The 16065-nt window shown below is 64.9% G+C and carries 17 protein-coding genes and 1 pseudogene; 8 read left to right on the forward strand and 10 right to left on the reverse strand.

Going from position 1 to position 16065, the window contains the following annotated elements; translation table 11 throughout:
• Positions 1–389: 389 nt before the first annotated feature.
• Positions 390–899 (reverse strand): annotated as a pseudogene (locus IM777_RS02735) (transposase); the annotation flags it as partial.
• 390 nt (positions 900–1289) lie between these two features.
• On the opposite strand from IM777_RS02735, the gene IM777_RS02740 reads away from it, so the two are divergent.
• Positions 1290–1487 (forward strand): hypothetical protein, encoded by a 198-nt coding sequence (locus IM777_RS02740; protein WP_194384551.1) that lies wholly within the window; start codon positions 1290–1292, stop codon positions 1485–1487.
• 172 nt (positions 1488–1659) lie between these two features.
• Complete coding sequence (locus IM777_RS02745; protein ID WP_194384552.1) at positions 1660–2079, forward strand: hypothetical protein; 420 nt, start codon at positions 1660–1662, stop codon at positions 2077–2079.
• Positions 2080–2102: 23 nt separating this feature from the next.
• On the opposite strand, the gene IM777_RS02750 is transcribed toward IM777_RS02745, so the two are convergent.
• From IM777_RS02750 to IM777_RS02760, 3 genes are read right to left on the reverse strand one after another with little or no spacing between them, the layout of a single operon-like run.
• Positions 2103–2420, reverse strand: a complete 318-nt coding sequence (locus IM777_RS02750; protein ID WP_194384553.1) for a hypothetical protein — start codon at positions 2418–2420, stop codon at positions 2103–2105.
• Between the two features lie 60 nt (positions 2421–2480).
• Entirely contained in the window at positions 2481–3158 is a 678-nt protein-coding gene (locus IM777_RS02755; RefSeq protein WP_194384554.1) for a TetR/AcrR family transcriptional regulator, read from the reverse strand.
• On the reverse strand, positions 3148–4188 hold the full coding sequence (locus IM777_RS02760; RefSeq protein WP_194384555.1) for an epimerase: 1041 nt from the start codon (positions 4186–4188) through the stop codon (positions 3148–3150). The genes IM777_RS02755 and IM777_RS02760 overlap by 11 nt, the downstream gene beginning before the upstream one ends.
• Positions 4189–4913: 725 nt before the next feature.
• On the opposite strand from IM777_RS02760, the gene IM777_RS02765 reads away from it, so the two are divergent.
• Positions 4914–5132, forward strand: coding sequence for a hypothetical protein (locus IM777_RS02765; RefSeq protein ID WP_194384556.1), 219 nt, complete (start codon positions 4914–4916; stop codon positions 5130–5132).
• Between the two features lie 103 nt (positions 5133–5235).
• On the opposite strand, the gene IM777_RS02770 is transcribed toward IM777_RS02765, so the two are convergent.
• On the reverse strand, positions 5236–5412 hold the full coding sequence (locus IM777_RS02770; RefSeq protein ID WP_194384557.1) for a hypothetical protein: 177 nt from the start codon (positions 5410–5412) through the stop codon (positions 5236–5238).
• A gap of 210 nt (positions 5413–5622) precedes the next feature.
• On the opposite strand from IM777_RS02770, the gene IM777_RS02775 reads away from it, so the two are divergent.
• Positions 5623–5862, forward strand: a complete 240-nt coding sequence (locus IM777_RS02775; protein ID WP_194384558.1) for a PLDc N-terminal domain-containing protein — start codon at positions 5623–5625, stop codon at positions 5860–5862.
• 114 nt (positions 5863–5976) lie between these two features.
• On the opposite strand, the gene IM777_RS02780 is transcribed toward IM777_RS02775, so the two are convergent.
• Positions 5977–6567, reverse strand: a complete 591-nt coding sequence (locus IM777_RS02780) for a hypothetical protein (protein WP_194384559.1) — start codon at positions 6565–6567, stop codon at positions 5977–5979.
• Between the two features lie 196 nt (positions 6568–6763).
• On the opposite strand from IM777_RS02780, the gene IM777_RS02785 reads away from it, so the two are divergent.
• Together IM777_RS02785 and IM777_RS02790 are read left to right on the forward strand one after the other, a co-directional pair.
• Positions 6764–7345, forward strand: coding sequence for an RNA polymerase sigma factor (locus tag IM777_RS02785; protein WP_194384560.1), 582 nt, complete (start codon positions 6764–6766; stop codon positions 7343–7345).
• Positions 7342–8106 carry a hypothetical protein gene (locus IM777_RS02790; RefSeq protein ID WP_194384561.1) on the forward strand — a complete coding sequence of 255 codons (765 nt, stop codon included), beginning with the start codon at positions 7342–7344 and terminating at the stop codon, positions 8104–8106. Before IM777_RS02785 ends, IM777_RS02790 begins: the two co-directional genes overlap by 4 nt.
• A gap of 177 nt (positions 8107–8283) precedes the next feature.
• Here IM777_RS02790 and IM777_RS02795 read toward each other — a convergent pair whose 3' ends face one another.
• Genes IM777_RS02795 through IM777_RS02810 form a run of 4 tightly spaced genes read right to left on the reverse strand, consistent with a single transcriptional unit; the run spans position 8284 to position 13417 of the window.
• Positions 8284–9273, reverse strand: coding sequence for a hypothetical protein (locus tag IM777_RS02795; RefSeq protein ID WP_194384562.1), 990 nt, complete (start codon positions 9271–9273; stop codon positions 8284–8286).
• A complete protein-coding gene (locus IM777_RS02800) occupies positions 9273–11249 on the reverse strand; it encodes an ORC-CDC6 family AAA ATPase (RefSeq protein ID WP_419538875.1) in 1977 nt (658 codons plus the stop codon). Before IM777_RS02800 ends, IM777_RS02795 begins: the two co-directional genes overlap by 1 nt.
• Positions 11242–12231 (reverse strand): phosphoribosyltransferase-like protein, encoded by a 990-nt coding sequence (locus IM777_RS02805; protein WP_194384564.1) that lies wholly within the window; start codon positions 12229–12231, stop codon positions 11242–11244. The genes IM777_RS02800 and IM777_RS02805 overlap by 8 nt, the downstream gene beginning before the upstream one ends.
• Positions 12224–13417, reverse strand: a complete 1194-nt coding sequence (locus tag IM777_RS02810) for a TRM11 family methyltransferase (protein ID WP_194384565.1) — start codon at positions 13415–13417, stop codon at positions 12224–12226. Before IM777_RS02810 ends, IM777_RS02805 begins: the two co-directional genes overlap by 8 nt.
• Before the next feature lie 323 nt (positions 13418–13740).
• Here IM777_RS02810 and IM777_RS02815 point away from each other — a divergent pair, with 323 nt between their 5' ends.
• Together IM777_RS02815 and IM777_RS02820 are read left to right on the forward strand one after the other, a co-directional pair.
• Complete coding sequence (locus tag IM777_RS02815; RefSeq protein WP_194384566.1) at positions 13741–13983, forward strand: hypothetical protein; 243 nt, start codon at positions 13741–13743, stop codon at positions 13981–13983.
• Between the two features lie 4 nt (positions 13984–13987).
• Positions 13988–15535, forward strand: a complete 1548-nt coding sequence (locus IM777_RS02820; RefSeq protein ID WP_194384567.1) for a deoxyguanosinetriphosphate triphosphohydrolase family protein — start codon at positions 13988–13990, stop codon at positions 15533–15535.
• Positions 15536–16065: the final 530 nt, after the last annotated feature.

The raw sequence follows: 16065 nt of genomic DNA on the forward strand, positions 1-16065 counted from the left end.
TCCTCTCCAACCCGAAGAAGCTCTACAGAGCGATTCGCGCTGGGCGAGTGCGCGATGGCCGGCGGCGGAGCTGGCTTGCAGCGTCCTAGTGAAATCGTCTGCCGGCGTCGCCAGCGATGTCCTAGGCATGACCGCTGCCGAGTCTCCGTCCGGTTGTAGGTTTCCACAATCGCTCGAAACTGATCGTCTACGGCACAGTCATCGCTCGCGTCGCGGGAGCTGTGAGCGGCTTCGCTCAATGTAGTCCTCTCTCGCAGCGGTCAGTATCGTGACCCGCGTTCCCGCAACCGATCTGTTTACGGATGGTGGTGGGCGCCGCAGAAGGTGCACGCGCAGGTGAACCCGCGCGGCTGAGGTGTGCTCACAGGCGAGTGTGTGAAGACTGGTCAGAGAGCGTCGGCGGCGACGAACGTGAACGGGCCGGCGTCATCGAGCGGGCGGTGCCGGAACTGCTCGACGTGCTCGTCGAGCTCAGCCGCAATCCGGGAGACCTGCGACTTCGACAGGGAGTGGATCCCGAGGGTCTTGACGAGCTTGTCCATCCGACGCGTGCTCACACCGGCGAGGTAGCAGTCGGCGACGACGGTGATCATCGCTGTCTCGGCGCGCTTGCGGCGCTCGAGCAGCCAGTCCGGGAAATACGTCCCCTGCCGGAGCTTCGGGATCTGGACGTCGATCGTGCCGACACGGGTGTCCAGATCACGGTGCCGATACCCGTTGCGCTGGGTCATGCGGTCGGGGCTGCGCTGCCCCCATTCGGCGCCGATGACGGCATCCGCGTCAGCAGACAGCAGCGCGTTGATCATGGTCTGCAGCAAACTGCGCATCAGATCCGGCGACGCGTCGGACAGGGCTTCAGCGAGCACGCTCGCAGGGTCGACAATATGAGGTGCGGTCATCGTGATGATTCCGTTCGAGTGGGATGTGAGAGTTTCCTCGAAGGATCACACGGTGACCGCGCTCACGTCATGAACGACGAGCTTGGCCACCGCGCGCTACACCACTATGCGGGACTCAACTGAACCGAGGCGAAGTTGCCACGGACGACTTGCCCGATTTACGGGTCGGGGGAGCGGCCGTCTGTGCATAGTTTGCGTATCCTTCGTCCGGTCGTTCGGATGTTCAGGCGCTAGCGCAGCTGACTGAAGAATCCTTGCGTTGATTTGCCGGGCGCGTCCGAACGCCGGTCCCTTGCCGCGCGTGAGCCGGTTGTTGTAGGGACGGTCGACTCCGCGGCACCGATCTCGCATCGCGCAGTTCGGATTGCGAGGTCGCGCTATCGTCGCCTCATGACCTCGCGCAGGCTCGGCATCGTGTTGATCATCCTCGCGTCTGCGGCGTTCTTGGCGGGGGCGTACTGCTGGCTCATACCGGACGACTTCTGGTGGCGACTCGCGGGGGTGATTCTGGTCCCGATCGCGATCCCCGGGTTCATCAGCGGAGGGCGGCTGCTCAAGAGACCCGACCGGCCGGATGCGACGGGCTGAGAAAACGCCGTTCTGTCACGGGGCGACATAGTCTCCTACGGCCGAGGAGCGATGCGGCAGCTCCGCGACGAGCTTGCCCGAGTGACGGTCGGTCAGTGCAACATACGCCCGCCCGCGGCGCGGCCGGAGTCACGCATGGCTACTACGGTGAGCGGCGTGCGAGACTCCCCTCATGAAGCGCACGCTCGCCGCGTCCGTCGGACTGGTTGCGGTCTCGCTGGCGGTTGGTGGCTGCTCCGGTGCCGGTGCCGGTGCCGGCGCCGTGCAGGAGGCTCGGGGAACCACTGCGATGGTCGCGAGCGAGCCGTCGAGCGTAGCCATGGAGGCGCTGATTTCAGGAACCCTGACGCTGACCGACACGGGTTGCTTCGCGGTGACGTCTGGTGGAATGACCTACCCACTGCAATTCCCGTTCGGCAGCCAGATCGGCGACGACGGCACCGAGGTCACGGTTCCCGGGTTGCTGCCCCTTCACGTTGGCGATGAGATCTCGGGCGGCGGTGGGTACCTGCATCTCACTGAAGTGGATCCCGCATGCATCGCCGACAACGAGTACGACGAGTACGCGGTCTGGCAGACCTTGGACGAATAGCGCGGATGCCGGTCACTCACCGCTCAACGTGGCCGATCTTGCGGTTCGATGTTCTTCTTCGCGATGTGGTGATTGATCAGGAGTTGGACCGCGACGGTGGGGAGGTACGCAGCCACGATCAGGAAGCCCGCAACCCATCCCCACCCAGTTGCTGACCCCCACATGATGGCACCAAGTGTGATCGTCGCCGTGCCTGCACCGGTCAGCGCACGCGTCGGCAGGGGCACCTGTTTCCAGGCGAAGTAGGGAAGGGGACGCCGATGGTGCCACACGAGGACGCCGGCGACCCACGCCACCGACCCGGCGATCACCATTGCCAGCCACAGTCCGGAGAGATCCATCGGTTCACCCTAGAGCGTTCACGGCCCGCAAGCACCCAAGAAATCGCTATCCGGGCGCTGTCATGCGCGGACCTCGGTGACGAGCGAGAGCATGTCGCGTAGTGCACCTCGGAGGATGGGCAGTCGGGCCAGCGGCAGCACGGTCCCCAACAGCTTGAGACCGCGCTCGAGCAGCGTCCGTGTGCGGCGCTGGCCTTCGGAGGTGTCGTATACCCAGAAGAGCGCGAGCAGCAGGTGTGCGAGCACGAGTGCGCGGGGGAGGAGTGCACGGATGTCGTCGGGCAGTCCAGCGGGTGCGGCGCCTTCGACGGCCTGTGCGAACAGTCCCTGGACGACCTCGAAGGAGTCAGCGGATTCGGCCGACAACGGGTTGATCGGTGATCGTGGCGAGACCGCGGCCGAGAGGAACTCACCGGCGTGAGCGTGATACGGCATCAGCTGGTCGATTCCGGTCGCGTAGACGATGGCTAGCCGGTCGATGAGTCGAGTCTCCGTTTCCAGCAGGCGTTCGGCGGCGGCGCGGTGCGCGTGCTGCACATCGAGGTACAGCTCCTGAATGAGGTGGTTCTTCGAGGGGAAGTGGTAGTTCGTCGCTCCCACAGAAATCCCGAGTTCGTCCGCGATCTTCCGGATCGTCGTTGCGTCGTACCCGTTCTCCCGGAAGGACGCGAGCGCGGCGGTGCGGATACGCTCGCGGGTGCGCTCGCCCTTGGTTCCAAGTTCGGCGCTACGCGGCATGGCTCGCGGTCTTCTCTGTCCTGGCCGCCCCCGGTGTTGTCGTGTTGACCCGGCGAGTGTGGACGTCCGTGAGCGCCTCGTCCAGGTCGGGGTGCGAAAAGGTGAATCCGGCGTCGGTGAGCGCCTGCGGGATGACCCACCGGCTCTTCAGGACGAGTTCGGGCTCGGTGGAGATTGCCCACATCGCGAGTTCCAGCATCCATCGAAGACTCGGCAGGCCGACCCGGCGGCCGACGACCCGCCGGAGCGTTCGCATGAGCGCGCGGTTGTCGGACGACTGCGGCGACGCGATGTTGATCGGGCCGGAGAGATCCTCCTCATCCCGGATGAAGCGAATGGCGGCGACGACATCGTCGATGTGGACCCAGCTGAATTTCTGGCGTCCGTGAGTGCGGTGCCACGGTGCACGGTCGCTCCCGGTGGGGTGGTCGCCGATTCCACGGTAGCGGCGGTGTGGCGGGCGCCAGCCGTCGAACTGGGTTCCACCGAGGCCCCACCGCGTAAGCGTGAACAGCATGCGTGTGGCAGGTCCGTCGCCGACGACAATCGCCATCCGAAGCGACACCCGGCGCGTGGCGGGGAGCGAGTCCGCGTACAGCTCGCGTTCCCAAGACGTCGCGACATCGACGGAGAACCCTGAGCCGAGTTCCCCGCTGTCCTCTGTGTTCGCATGGTCCATCGCGTGCCGATAGATCGTCGCTGTCGACGCGTTCATCCAGACCCGCGGGGGATGGTCCGCGTGCGCGATCGCCTCCCGTAGCGCACGGGTGGTCTGCACGCGCGAGGCGAGTATTTCGTCGCGGTTTCGGTCGGTGTAGCGGCAGTTCACGGACTTCCCCGCGAAGTTCACGACCACGTCGGCCCCATCCACCGCCTGGCCGAGGGCATCGGGATCATCCCACCTGACAGGCGCGTTGCGGCCGATGAATCTCACCTCATATCCGTCCTCGACAAATGCGTCAGCAATTGCGCTCCCGATGAACCCGCTCGCACCAGCAAGGACGACCACTGGCTCCTGATCCTTGGTCATGCGATCACCGTACATCATTACTGAACATGTTCAGGAAACAAGAGTGCGCCGTCGATCAGCGCGCCTCACGGTCGTGAGGCTGGGTGACGTCACGCTCGATGAAGTGGGAACCAATGCTGAGGCCGGTCCTGGGCGAGTAGAGCGGCGTCCGTCGATTGAGCTCCGAATCCGCCTAGGCAGTTTGCTGAAGTGGCGCTTAGCGCAGCTTCCTCACCGCTCCGCTTCGCACCTTCCGTCGGAGCGAATCCCGCGTCTCCTTTTCCGCTCCGCAGTCACAACCTGTGGGTCGCGGCGCGGCGGATCCGCAGAAGGTGACTGCGGAGCAGGTCGACTCATCGTCATCGTCGGTGGCCGCATCCGAAGCGACGACCGAGCCCGAGAACTCGTGGTTATCGTCGCGATCGGTCTCGATCGACGTGACCGTGCCCGCGCCTCCGACCGCAGCGATCGCGGCGGCGACGATGTCGGCAATGAGCGAGGTGGCCAGCGCCGGATCGGCGTCATCACGTCGAGCACCAAAACGTCGTAGTCCTGCTCGCGGGCGTGCCACAACGCGTCTACGCGGATGCGGGCGACGTCGACGGTCATCGCTTCCGCCTCGAGGCCGCGCCGGATGCCCTCTGCTCACCTCACCTCGTCGTCGTCGAGCAGCACGCGCATGGGTCGAATCTGCCGGGTGCGCGCTGTCGCCGTGCTGAACGGATGGTGGCGTCTATGCTCCAGCCATGGAATTCCTCGTCATCTACATCCTCGTGCCTCTTCTGCTCACCGCCGCCGGCTTCGTGATCACCTACTTCATCATCAAAGCCGCCGTGATCAATGGGCAGCGGCACGCACGCCGCGAAGCGTACGTCGAGGACTTCCTGCCCGAGCAGGCCACCTGGCTATCTGGGCGCCAGCGCGAGGAGCTCAAAGCGCATGCGGCCCGTCTCGGCCGCGTCTGACGAGGGCTCTTGCCCGACCTGTGACCGCGTGTCCTGCGCGACGCCCCGGCGAAGTCGCTCCACCCTGTCGCATCCGAGCAATCGGTGAGCGGTAGCCTGCCGTTCAGCGGCGCCGCTCGTGGATAAGAGCGGCAGCCGCGACAGCAAATGAACCGATCGAGAAGACAACACCAAGGAAGACCAGACCCGACCCCCACGCAACGGCCGCGCCCGCGGTAAAGCACGCCAGAAGGACGAGCGTTGCCCATACCGGGAACTTGGCTCTCGTCGTTTTACTCACGCTGAGCACTCTACTTCCGAGAGTCTGTTCATCCCGGGGGCCCCTACGGCGCAGGAATCGGCACTGAATCCGAGATCTGTCGCGGTGAGGCGCCTTCGCGCGAACCGGATTCCCATGCGGGCCGCGCGCGTTGACGGGGCGTCCGAGTGCATTGGAGACGGATGCACCGGTGCGTCAAAGCGGTACAACATCGACCCGTAGTGTGGCGGTGTGAGCGACGAGCACAACCCATTGATCCCTGTCGGCTACGACATCGTCTGGTCGATCGTGACCGTGCTCGTCATCGCGCTCACAGTCGTTGCGCTTGTGACGCTCGCACGATCGGCCCGGCGGCTCACTACGGCGCAAGCGTTGATCTGGAATCTCGTCGTTCTTCTCGTACCACTCCTGGGTCCGGTCGCTTGGCTGACAATCGGTCGTCGAGCCGTGCGCGTGAACTCGACCACCTGATCCCGGGGCACCGCTGCAACAACATCCCCATCCGAGCGGTGACCGATAGCGGGACGGCGACGTGCATTCCGATCCCGAACGAGCGGTGCTTAGGCCAGCTCTGGGGGTGGGGACTCATCCCATCCCGGGCGCCCCGTACTGGGCTCCGTCGGGGAGCTCGGGGCAGGAGGCATCGGCGGTCTGGGCTGCGATCTCTGCTCGCACGGCAATGCCGCCGGAGACGGTTCGGAGGGTATACACGATTCCCTCCTGGGCGCCCATTTCGGGGATGTAGCCGAGGAGCATCCCGTCGCTGTTCATGCTGTCGGGCCGGTGGTCTCCCCATACGGAGATGAGGCTACCGGCGGGGTTTGCGTCGAGCCAGTCGGCGGTCTCGCCGAGGGTGGCGTCGGGGACCAACCAGAACGCCTCGAGCTCGGAGATCGGCCCGCATGGCCAGCCGGTGTATGAGTAGAACGAGGCGACATCCGATGAGGCAGATATCGTGCCCGGTGGGAGGGAGATGTCGTCCAGCCAGGCCTGGGCCTGCGCGCGCGCCTGCTCGTCGTCGCTTCCCGATGCGATGACGCCGGAGGGGGATGGCGTCGATTCCGGCGTGATTTCAACTGCCGGCGCGGGCGAACCCGCAGGCGTCGGAGAGGTCGCGCATCCGGTCAGGGCGAGGGCGGCAAGAACCGCTGCGGCGAAGGTGAGGCGGTGACGCATCCGCCCACTCTAGAGGTACCTGCTCACGTGGTTCGCCGCGGGCCTGAGACCCCGTCCTGCTCATCGGTGTGTCATGTCGATCCTCATACGGGCATCGGTCGCATGCGGGGCCGTCGCGCGCATCGCTCTGTTCTCGTTCGATGGGCGAGCGTGAAGGAGGATGTAACGGGTTGAGGAGGTGCGGACAGTACAGGGTATGGATGCGGTGGATCGGTCGGAGCAGGCGCTGTGGGAGCGTGGTGTCGCCGGTGATGGTGATGCGTTCGGGCTGATCTTCGATCTCCACCGTGATCGTGTGTTCCGGCATGCGTACCGGATCCTCCAGGACGTGCACGATGCTGAGGACGCGACCGCGGTCGCGTTCCTGGAGCTGTGGCGTCGGCGGCATCGGGTGCGGCGGGTCGACGGGTCGCCTCTGCCGTGGCTGCTGGTCACGACCACGAACACGTGCCGGAACCTCGACCGCGCGAAACGACGATACGGTGCGCTGTTGGAGGGGCTGCCGCACGGGTCGCCAGCACGGTCCGCGGAGGACATCGTCCTTGACCAGCTCACCGACGACGAGGTCCTCGCCGCGGCGCTGGGCATGCTCGGGCGGACGGACGCGGAACTGTTCGCGCTGGTCGCGCTCGAGCACTACTCGATCACGGACGCCGCCGCCGCGGTCGGCATCTCGCCAGGTGCGGCCCGCACCCGCATGCACCGCGCCCGTCACGCACTGAAGCGCGAACTCGGGCATCAGACTCTCGCCAGCTACCTCTCCCAGGAGGCGACATGAACACCACACGCATGAGCCCCGAGTTCGCCACCGCGTTCCGGGCCCGACTGGTCGACCACGTCACCACGACTGCCCAGCCGCGGCGTCGCGGGCGTGTCCTGCTCACCGGCGGGGTGGCGTTGACCTTGGCCCTCGGCGGAACCGCCGCGGCCGCCGCCACCGGGCTGCTCCCCCTCCCGGGCGGGACCATGACCACCGACCTGTCCGCGGCTGTATCGGGGACCTTCGCCGGCACCGGCGCCTTGCCACTCGGGGAGCGACCGGCCGATGCGACCGGCGTCGCCGTGTCGCTGACCTGCCTGACACCCGGCACCTTCACCTTTGACGACGGCGCGTCCGTGACATGCACCACCATCGACGACACCACACGCCCCACCACCTACACGGTCCCCGTCGACGCGATCACCGGAAACCAGGTCACGATCGCAACCACGGCAGATGCGGTGTGGTCGCTGACCGCGACGTGGGTGCACGCGGAGACCACCGCCTGGGCGGTCAACGACAACGGCTTCACGTACGGGGTGATCAACGACAACGGCGAACCCGATCTGATCGCCGTGATGACCACCGACAATCAGCCCGGTTACGTCTGGCAAAGCGACCTGAACGACGCCAACGGGACCACCGCCGCCGACTCATTCACCTCACCCGAAGACGCCCTCCGCTGGCAAGCGCAGAACGCCGGGACCGTGCATCACATCCCCGTCTACGAGTCCGACGGCACCACACAAATCGGCGTCTTCCAAGTCGGCGGCAACTAACCGAGCCGGAAGCGAGCAAAGGCCGACGATCGATCCTCAACCGGGCGGTACTGGGCCGCATGCATCGTCAAGCGTTGGATTGGCGTGCGGTCCTCGGGGCTAGACCGCAGGCGGCTGCCGTCAGTTGCAGTCATTGAGACAGGTGGCCGGGATCGCGTCGTGATACGCGAAGCGTGTCTACATCTTCGCGGCAGCCTTCGGGCGTCCAAGGTCACGCACAAAACCGAGTTCGAGCAAGTACTCGTGGATGGTTGCGATTCCGTTAGTCGTGTCCTGCTCATACCGCTCGGCGAATGGGAACAGGAAGCTGGTGTTCTGCCCAGCTGCCTCACACCAGTAGTACCAAGCGAAGCCAAGGACCTGCGGCTTCGTGCCGACCGCGGTCAGGTAGACGTGGTCAAGGTCCCCCAATGCGACGACCTTCGCCGCGATGACCTGCGCCGTTGCGAACGGGTTGTTCGCTGGCGCGAAGGATCGCGTTGCGGGCCGGTAGTCCCGTATCGACTCGCGAGCGTTCTCCAGCTTCAGGACACTCTCCTGATACATATGCGGTTGCAAGCTCGGCAGCCCCAGCAGGATCACATGCTCAGCGTTGGGTTTGTCATCCGCGACAGCTTTGACCAGTCCGTGGTCGTATCCAGCGCCGATGATGAGCGCGTCGCGAGGGCTGGGGCGGTTGGTATGGGCACCTTCCATCCCGGGGATGAGCCCTACCCGAGCGACCGGCCCTCTGGTGAATCGCGTGCGCTCACCCTGAACGTAGGACTCTGGATCGGAGTAGTAGACCGTGACTTCGTCGACTCCTGCCCGCTTCAGCGCGAACGGCAGCATGGCGATGTGTGGGCGCATCATCCCGGTGATGTCGATGGCAACTCGCATCCCTGCCAGTGCGGTCGCACCGCCAAGATGGTGGAGCACCTCCGCCCACGACTCCGCCGGGGCGATGGCCTGCGACGCGTTGACGAGCTCACCGTCGGGAAGTTCGTCACTGGTGTAGGCGTACTCCTCATGGGCGATCCACACCTTCCGCGTCGCGTTGACCGCGTCCGCGAGGAGTTGAACTCGTCTCGAGCTGTTGAACGAGGAGAGGAACAGGTCGTAATGCTGCGCGGGCAACTGCGCCAACGTGATCTTCGCCCGCCGGAACGCGGAGTATTCGATGCTCATCAGAACAGCGGGTCTCGGGTGTCGATTGAACGACCGAATGGAGCGTTCAGCGCGAGTTCCAGGGATTCACGTGCACGGGAGAAGGAGAGCTCCGATACGGCGGGGCTGAAGATCGCTTCGATGGTCTCGCTGCTGAACGTCGCGTCCCCGCGCCGGCCGGGCTTCAACCCCCACAAAGGTGTCAGCATCGGGTGAAGCTGGAACTTCCGATGCTGTGAGCCGTGATTGCGAGCGGCTCGACCTCCAATCACTTCAACGAGAAGGCCATGGTCAAGGCACCGTTCCAGGACGCTCAGAGCGTCCTCTGACACTCCCGTCAGCGGCGATGAGAATGTCGTGATGTCGATCTCGCTCGGTTTGTCCGAATACCGGATCGATTGCAGGTAGACGCCGAGCCGTCTCACCGCGATCTCGCATTCCTCGCCTTCGGTGCCGAGCGGTTTCGCGTCGGCGAGATACCACCGTGCTGCGTCGAGCACTCCTTCACTGAGCGCCCGTTCCGAAATGGGAACGGCTCCGCTGAACACGTCCTCACCGTGGAAGTCCGCCCAATGCGACACGTACTTGAGGATCATGAGGAGGCTGCGCGGGAGGAATCCGGACATGCCGACGAGTTCACCGAAACCGGCATACGCGGTGCGCCGGTTCGCTTCCTTGTAGATCTGGGCGACCGCGTCGCTCTTGCGCTGCTTGAAGAAGTTCGCAAGCTCTCTGCTCTCGCGGCCCTCGATGAGTGGTTCCACCCACACGCGAGCCCTCGATGCGGTCTCGGCAGACGGTGTCTGTCCGCTGGCCCAGTGTTGGTAGAACTTAAGAACCGCCAGCTTCTCCAGTAGCGGGTAGTCGGGCAGGGCGACTGCGGCGCACACGTCATCGGCGACGGCGGCGGAACGCGCGCGTTGGGTCGCGGTACGCAGCCGCGTGAGGTAGGGACGTTCGTGCGGCGCGTACTTCTCAAGGACGGCTCCGAGGCGCTTGCTGAAGAACCGATCGTCGGATTCGAACGACAGGCGACCTATCCAGGTCTCCGCCTCTCCGGCGCTGAGTTCGAACTCTCGCAACCGCACGCTGATCAACTCGCGGCAGAACGCCTCATACGCTTTGGGGTCGCGCGCGTACGTGTCCTCAATCGTGTAGATCTCGTACTCGCTGCCCTTCTTGTTCTCCTCACCCGCGCTCAATGTCCTGTGCGTCTTGATACCCCAGCTTCGACCACCGACCAGGAACGTCGCCGGTGCTTCCTTCTCACGGATCAGGGTGTTGAAGTAGATCTGCTGGTCATAGGCGAGGTTCTCGTACTCGTCGGCGAGGAACGTCACCCGGATCCCCTCAAAACCCGGGAGCCTGCTCACGGCCTGGCAGACCCGGAAGACGAGCTCGCCCGGGTTGGAGCGGATGTTGATGTCCAGCCGGCCGGTGTGAGCGGCGTTGTTGATGACCCAGTCGAGATCGCCTCGGATCGCGGACAGCCGTGCCAGCGCGTCCGACAGCGAGCGCCCCGCCCCGACGCTCTCCTCAGCCGACAACTGAATGGTGCCCGCGACCGCGTCGAACACGTCGGCCACATCTACCTCCGCCCAGCTCTCGGACTCCCCTACATCCCGCACCGTGGCGATGAGCAGTTCGGACAGCCACAGGTCCATGTAGTACGCGAACGCGGACGACCAGATGTCCGCGCTCTGTCCTTTTCCGACGAACCGGCTGCCGTTGAGGCCGCTGCATCGGAAGTACACGCCGAGGTAGCCGTCAGCTTGGATCTCGGCGAGCGGTCTGGTACCTCGCGCTTTCTGCAGCGGAAACGAGAAGTGCCGCATCAGGTGCGTACGACCGCCGCCCTTGACCCCAGTGAGAAACTGCGGCATCGGGCTGGCGGGGTCGGCGATAGCGCGCTCACGGCCGGCGAACGCGACGTAGGTCCGTTCGATCTGCGGGTCGTTGAGGTCGACCGCTTTCGTCACCTCGAACGGGCTACGCATCACTCCCCAGCTCCTTCTTGTAGCGGCGGAACACCGGCTCCCACGCCACGACACTGTCGTTGACCCAGAAGATGGGCAGGGTGTGGTCGGGAACGTTGTGGTGCAGGCCCAGCATCAACTGGCCGTCCCCGAAGCCGAAGCAGTTTCCCGGCGCCAGGTCAGCACCGTAGCGCTCAGCGACCATGCGCCCGATGTCTCGCTCGATCCCCGGCGGAGGGTCCGAGTACACGTGGGACTCCTCGCTGAAGGTGAGCTGCGACTGGTTCAGTTCATGGACGGCTTCCACCCGGTCAAAGCCCAGGTCGCGGACCGCGTCCAGTCCTTTCGGCTTCGCGAACATCGTGAGGTACCAGATCTCAACATCCTGGCCGCTGCGGGTCGCGGCTGCGCGGAGAAGCTCAACGAAGTCCACGTTGTGTTGCACCGCTTGAGTGCCAGTGCCGAGCACATCGTCGATGAACACCACGCGTCGAAGCTCGGGGTCCGCGATCCGGAACTCATTGTCATCGCTCGAGTGGGAAAGGATCTGGTAGGGGTTCGGGAACAGTTCCTTGTCGAGGGTGTTGTCCTGGCGGAAGTAGTAGAGCAGGTGCGTTCCGCTCTCGGACGGGTTGCCGACGCCCAGAAACCTGGTGCGTGCCAGCTGCGCCTCGTACTCGGCCTGGAGGTACTCCGCATCAGAGCGTCCGCCCGCGTCGGCCCGAATGCGCTGGATGATCTCGTACCGGAAGAGGTCTCGGTACATCGCCGTGAGCAGCTCCCGTACTTCACGCAACCCGAAGTACGTGAAGTGGGACAGCAGGTGAGCTGCGTGGGATTGCTCCACCCGAACGGAGACATTCTCGGTCTTGCCGGTGAAGTTCTCCAGCCACCGGTTCACATCGGGGACCGTGCCGTTTCCTTCCCACAGCACTTCGGACAGCACTTTGATACGTCGGCGGACGCCTGCTTCGTCCTCGTCTGCACCACCCAGTTCAAGCATCTGGATTCACCTCGAAGACGTCGATGTGCTCTGCGGGCGACGGCGTCCCGTTGCGCCGGGCGGTCAGCAGTGTCCGGCCACGGATCGGGTCGCGCACAGACAGCGTCCGCTGGTAGCCCAGACACTGCACGATCTCCGCGAGATGCTGGCTTGTGTGCAGAGTGCTCCCTACGACGCTGTTTGTACCGGTCACGAGAGCGATCCGCTTCACGCCCGTGGTGCGTGCGTTCGTGAACGCCGCCTGCATGTCGACGAAGTACGTCAGGTAGATGGCTGCCCGGCGTGCGTCCTTCCTGCCGATGCCTTCGAGGAGGCCGCGGAGGCTCGGGCTCCACACGTCGGCGGTCGTCAGTGTCGCATCCTTCGCGGAGAGATGTTCGCGGCCGATGTTGCCATGCTCTATGTGTACGGTCCGTCCCGTTGGCGCGTGCCCCAACCAGCCCGCCTCCAGACTCGTGCTCCGCACGTACTTCTGCGCCGCGCCATACGGGGGGCTTGAGAGCAGCAGGGTGGTGCGTGCCTCCTCTGGCGAGGGCCACATGTCGAGATCGCGCGCGTCGCCAGTCCACACGTGCGCGGGTGGACGGCGCCGCGGCAGCCGCTCGAGCTTCGCCACCATCGCCGTCGCCTCGGCACCCCACGCCTCCCACACATCCGAGGCGGTCGCGGCCGCGTTCCTCTGCGTGCGCACCGGGACGGGAATCCGCGGGTCGGTTGTCGCGACGCGCCGCGCCGTCAGCACCAGACACAGCATCGCCACTTCCCGATCGGCGGCGGATAGGTCAGCGGCCTCCGAAATGACGGTGAGGAGCCTTCCCAACGCCGAAAGCGCCTGCGGCGCGTACCAGCGACCAAGCGCGGTCGACGGGATCGTGGGACGGCGGCACCGTTTCGCTGCCGCGAGGACCTCATCAAGCCGCGTCTCTGCGTCGCCAACCTCCTCCGCGCGCACTTTGACACGGCTGACGAGTGCCGCGACGGGGTTCTGTTCCACGCCGATGGACGCGATGCCCCGAAGCTGCGCTTCGAGCAGGACGGTACCCGAGCCGACGAACGGGTCGAAGACCAAGTCGACGCCGTCGACTATCGCATCGGTCGCGAGCAGGAATCTCGGAATGTGACGCAGGAGTCGCGCAGGGTACGGGTACAGCCCGTGGGTGTACTCGTTCGCCGGAAGCACACCCACCAGCTGTCGAAAACTCACATCGAGCGACTCGCCCGAATATCTGCGCGCCAGGTCGGCGTATTCGCGTGAGTAGTGACGTGAGGTGACGTGGGTGGGCGGTGGCACGGCCTCAGCGGACACGAGGTCACTCGACACTGCTAACCCTGCCCGTCACGTCTTTACGGCTCACTCTCGATTACGGTACAGCGCCCACGCCCCGGGACGTGCTATTGCCGCCGACGCACCCCGGATCATCTGCTCGTTTGATCCGCCGCAGGGTATGATTCACAGCCCGAAGCCGATAGGCTTAAGGCCTCCTACACGCCGCCCTGGAGGGGATCTCGATGACACTTGTTGCCGACCGCGTTGCAGACTCACGAACCCAACAGTTGAAGGCACTCATCGAAATCCTCGTCGACGTCGTCAAGGCGCACGGCGGGACGGTGTCGCAGCGTGAAGCGATGCGTGAGGCGGCAACGAAGGCCGAGATGTCGGTTTCCGAGATGCCGTACATCGTCAACTCTGCCGTCGCCGACCATCGGATAACCGCGGACCTGCGGTCTGGGAAGTTGGAACTTGTAGTCTGAGTCGGTGGCAGTTGAGAACCCGCCGGACGCTCTAGTCAAACTTGCCGACGGATCGTGGGTTCTGCCGCGCACCCGCGAGCAACGCTACGGCCGACGGGAAGTGTCCCGACCGAGCGCCCGGGATCACCGCACGGAAACCGAACGCGACCGGGGCCGACTGGGCTACTCGGCGTACCTGCGACGCCTCGCCGGCGTGACCCAGGTCGTCTCGCCCGAGCTCGCGTCCGCACAGATGCACAGTCGCTCATCGCACACCCACAAGGTGGCCATGATCGCGCGAGAGATTGCAGACCATGTGACACGCAGTGCCGATGAGAACGGCGCCTGGCGGGCAGTCATCGCCGCTGCGGGCGGCCTAGACATCGCCGCCTGTGAGGCCGCCGGACTTGCACACGACATCGGCCACCCCCCGTTCGGCCATGCCGGTGAGGACGCGCTGGACGCCTACCTGGAACTCAAGGACGTCGAGGACGGATTCGAAGGGAACGCGCAGACGTTCCGAACCGTGACACGTCTTGACCGCAACAAGGGCACCACCGTCTACGGGCTGAACCTGACGAACGTCACGCTGGCGGCGGTACTCAAGTACCCGTATGCGAAGCGCAAGCCGTACAAGGACGGGAAGAACCGAAAGTTCGGGGCCTACCTCGACGATGCCGACCAGCTCCGGTACGTGCGCGCTGCAGTCCTCGACCTCGGAGAGGCCGGGGAGGACCACGGGCGGCAAACGCTGGAAGCCTCCATCATGGACCTCGCCGACGATGTCGCCTACGCCATCCACGACCTGGAGGACTTCCTCGCAGCCGGTCTCATCGATGTCGGCCTGGTCCTCGACGACATCAATGCCGCGCTCGACGACGCCGGCATCGTTCAAGACATGCGCGAGAAGGCAGACTTCCGCAGCGCCAACTTCAGGAAGACACCAGGGCGGTTCTCCCAGCCCCTGGTGTTCGTCGAAGCGTCAAAGCGGCATCGAGTGGGGTACTCACCCCACTACAACGACCGGGACTATGCGGCCGCCCTGCACGATGTGGGCCGCTTCCTCACCCAGCTCGGGGACCCCGACCTTCAGGACTACGCGCAAAATCTGAGGCTGCTGCTGAAGGATTTCATCACGAAGTTCTTCGACGCCATCGAATTGAACGAGGACCCACCTTACGCCGACGGCCCGTCGGTGTACCTCACGTCGGAAGCCTGGCATCAAATGCAGGTGCTGAAATCCATCACGCGCCATTACCTAGTGTCTCGACCCCGCATGGGTTCGATGCAGCGGGCTCAGACGAGGTCCATCGAGATTCTGATGGAAGGTCTCGCGGACTGGATCTGTACCGCCCCCGAGGAACACTCTCTCCCGCCGACGCTGCTGAGCATGCTCGCGCGCAACAACGTCGCGGTGCCTATCACTCGGCAGTCGACAGACTCCCTCGAGCCTGAGCACTTCCGCGCCCTGTCCGACTATGTGTGCACCATGTCCGACTCCGAGGCCCTCATGCGATCCCAGTGGCTCGCAGGCACGGAAGTCCCCGGCTCGTTCCGCCTCGCACTGTCCTGATGGTTTGGAGATCCAACTTTCTAGGAGACGGGTCGAAGTAGCTGGCGCAAGGCGAGCACCGGTACTGCGAATGCAAAGCCCGCGCCGGGGCCCGGAGTCTCTGCCGCCAACTCCCGTGGGACTGTTGAGGCGCTGTCCTCGTGGCCGTGCGAACCCAACAAGTCGCTAACCGGACGGTGATTGGTGCTCTGGGGCGTCACCATCGTCTTCAAAGTCGCCCGGCTCGTCGTCAAGGTGCTCGGGGGCAATATGAGGTTACCGTCGCGCGGTGCGGGAGAGTTCTAGCACGCCGACTTTCGGGCCCGATGACGTTCGTGGACCCTCGGAGAGAGTGCGCGATCAGCGGTCCGCGATCGCGTTCTCTCTCGCAACCGAAGGCGTTGGCGTCCGAGCCTTGCGACCACGTTCGGAAGGCCGGCCCCTGACGATGCCCGATAAGCGCAGCTCATCCGAGACGCCGGATCGCCGGCCTGTTACCCAGAGGACAACGGCTCCAATGCGATGCACGCAGGCACTTTCTGTGAAAGCAC

The sequence above is a fragment of the Microbacterium luteum genome, from assembly GCF_015277875.1.
Lineage (GTDB): Bacteria > Actinomycetota > Actinomycetes > Actinomycetales > Microbacteriaceae > Microbacterium > Microbacterium luteum.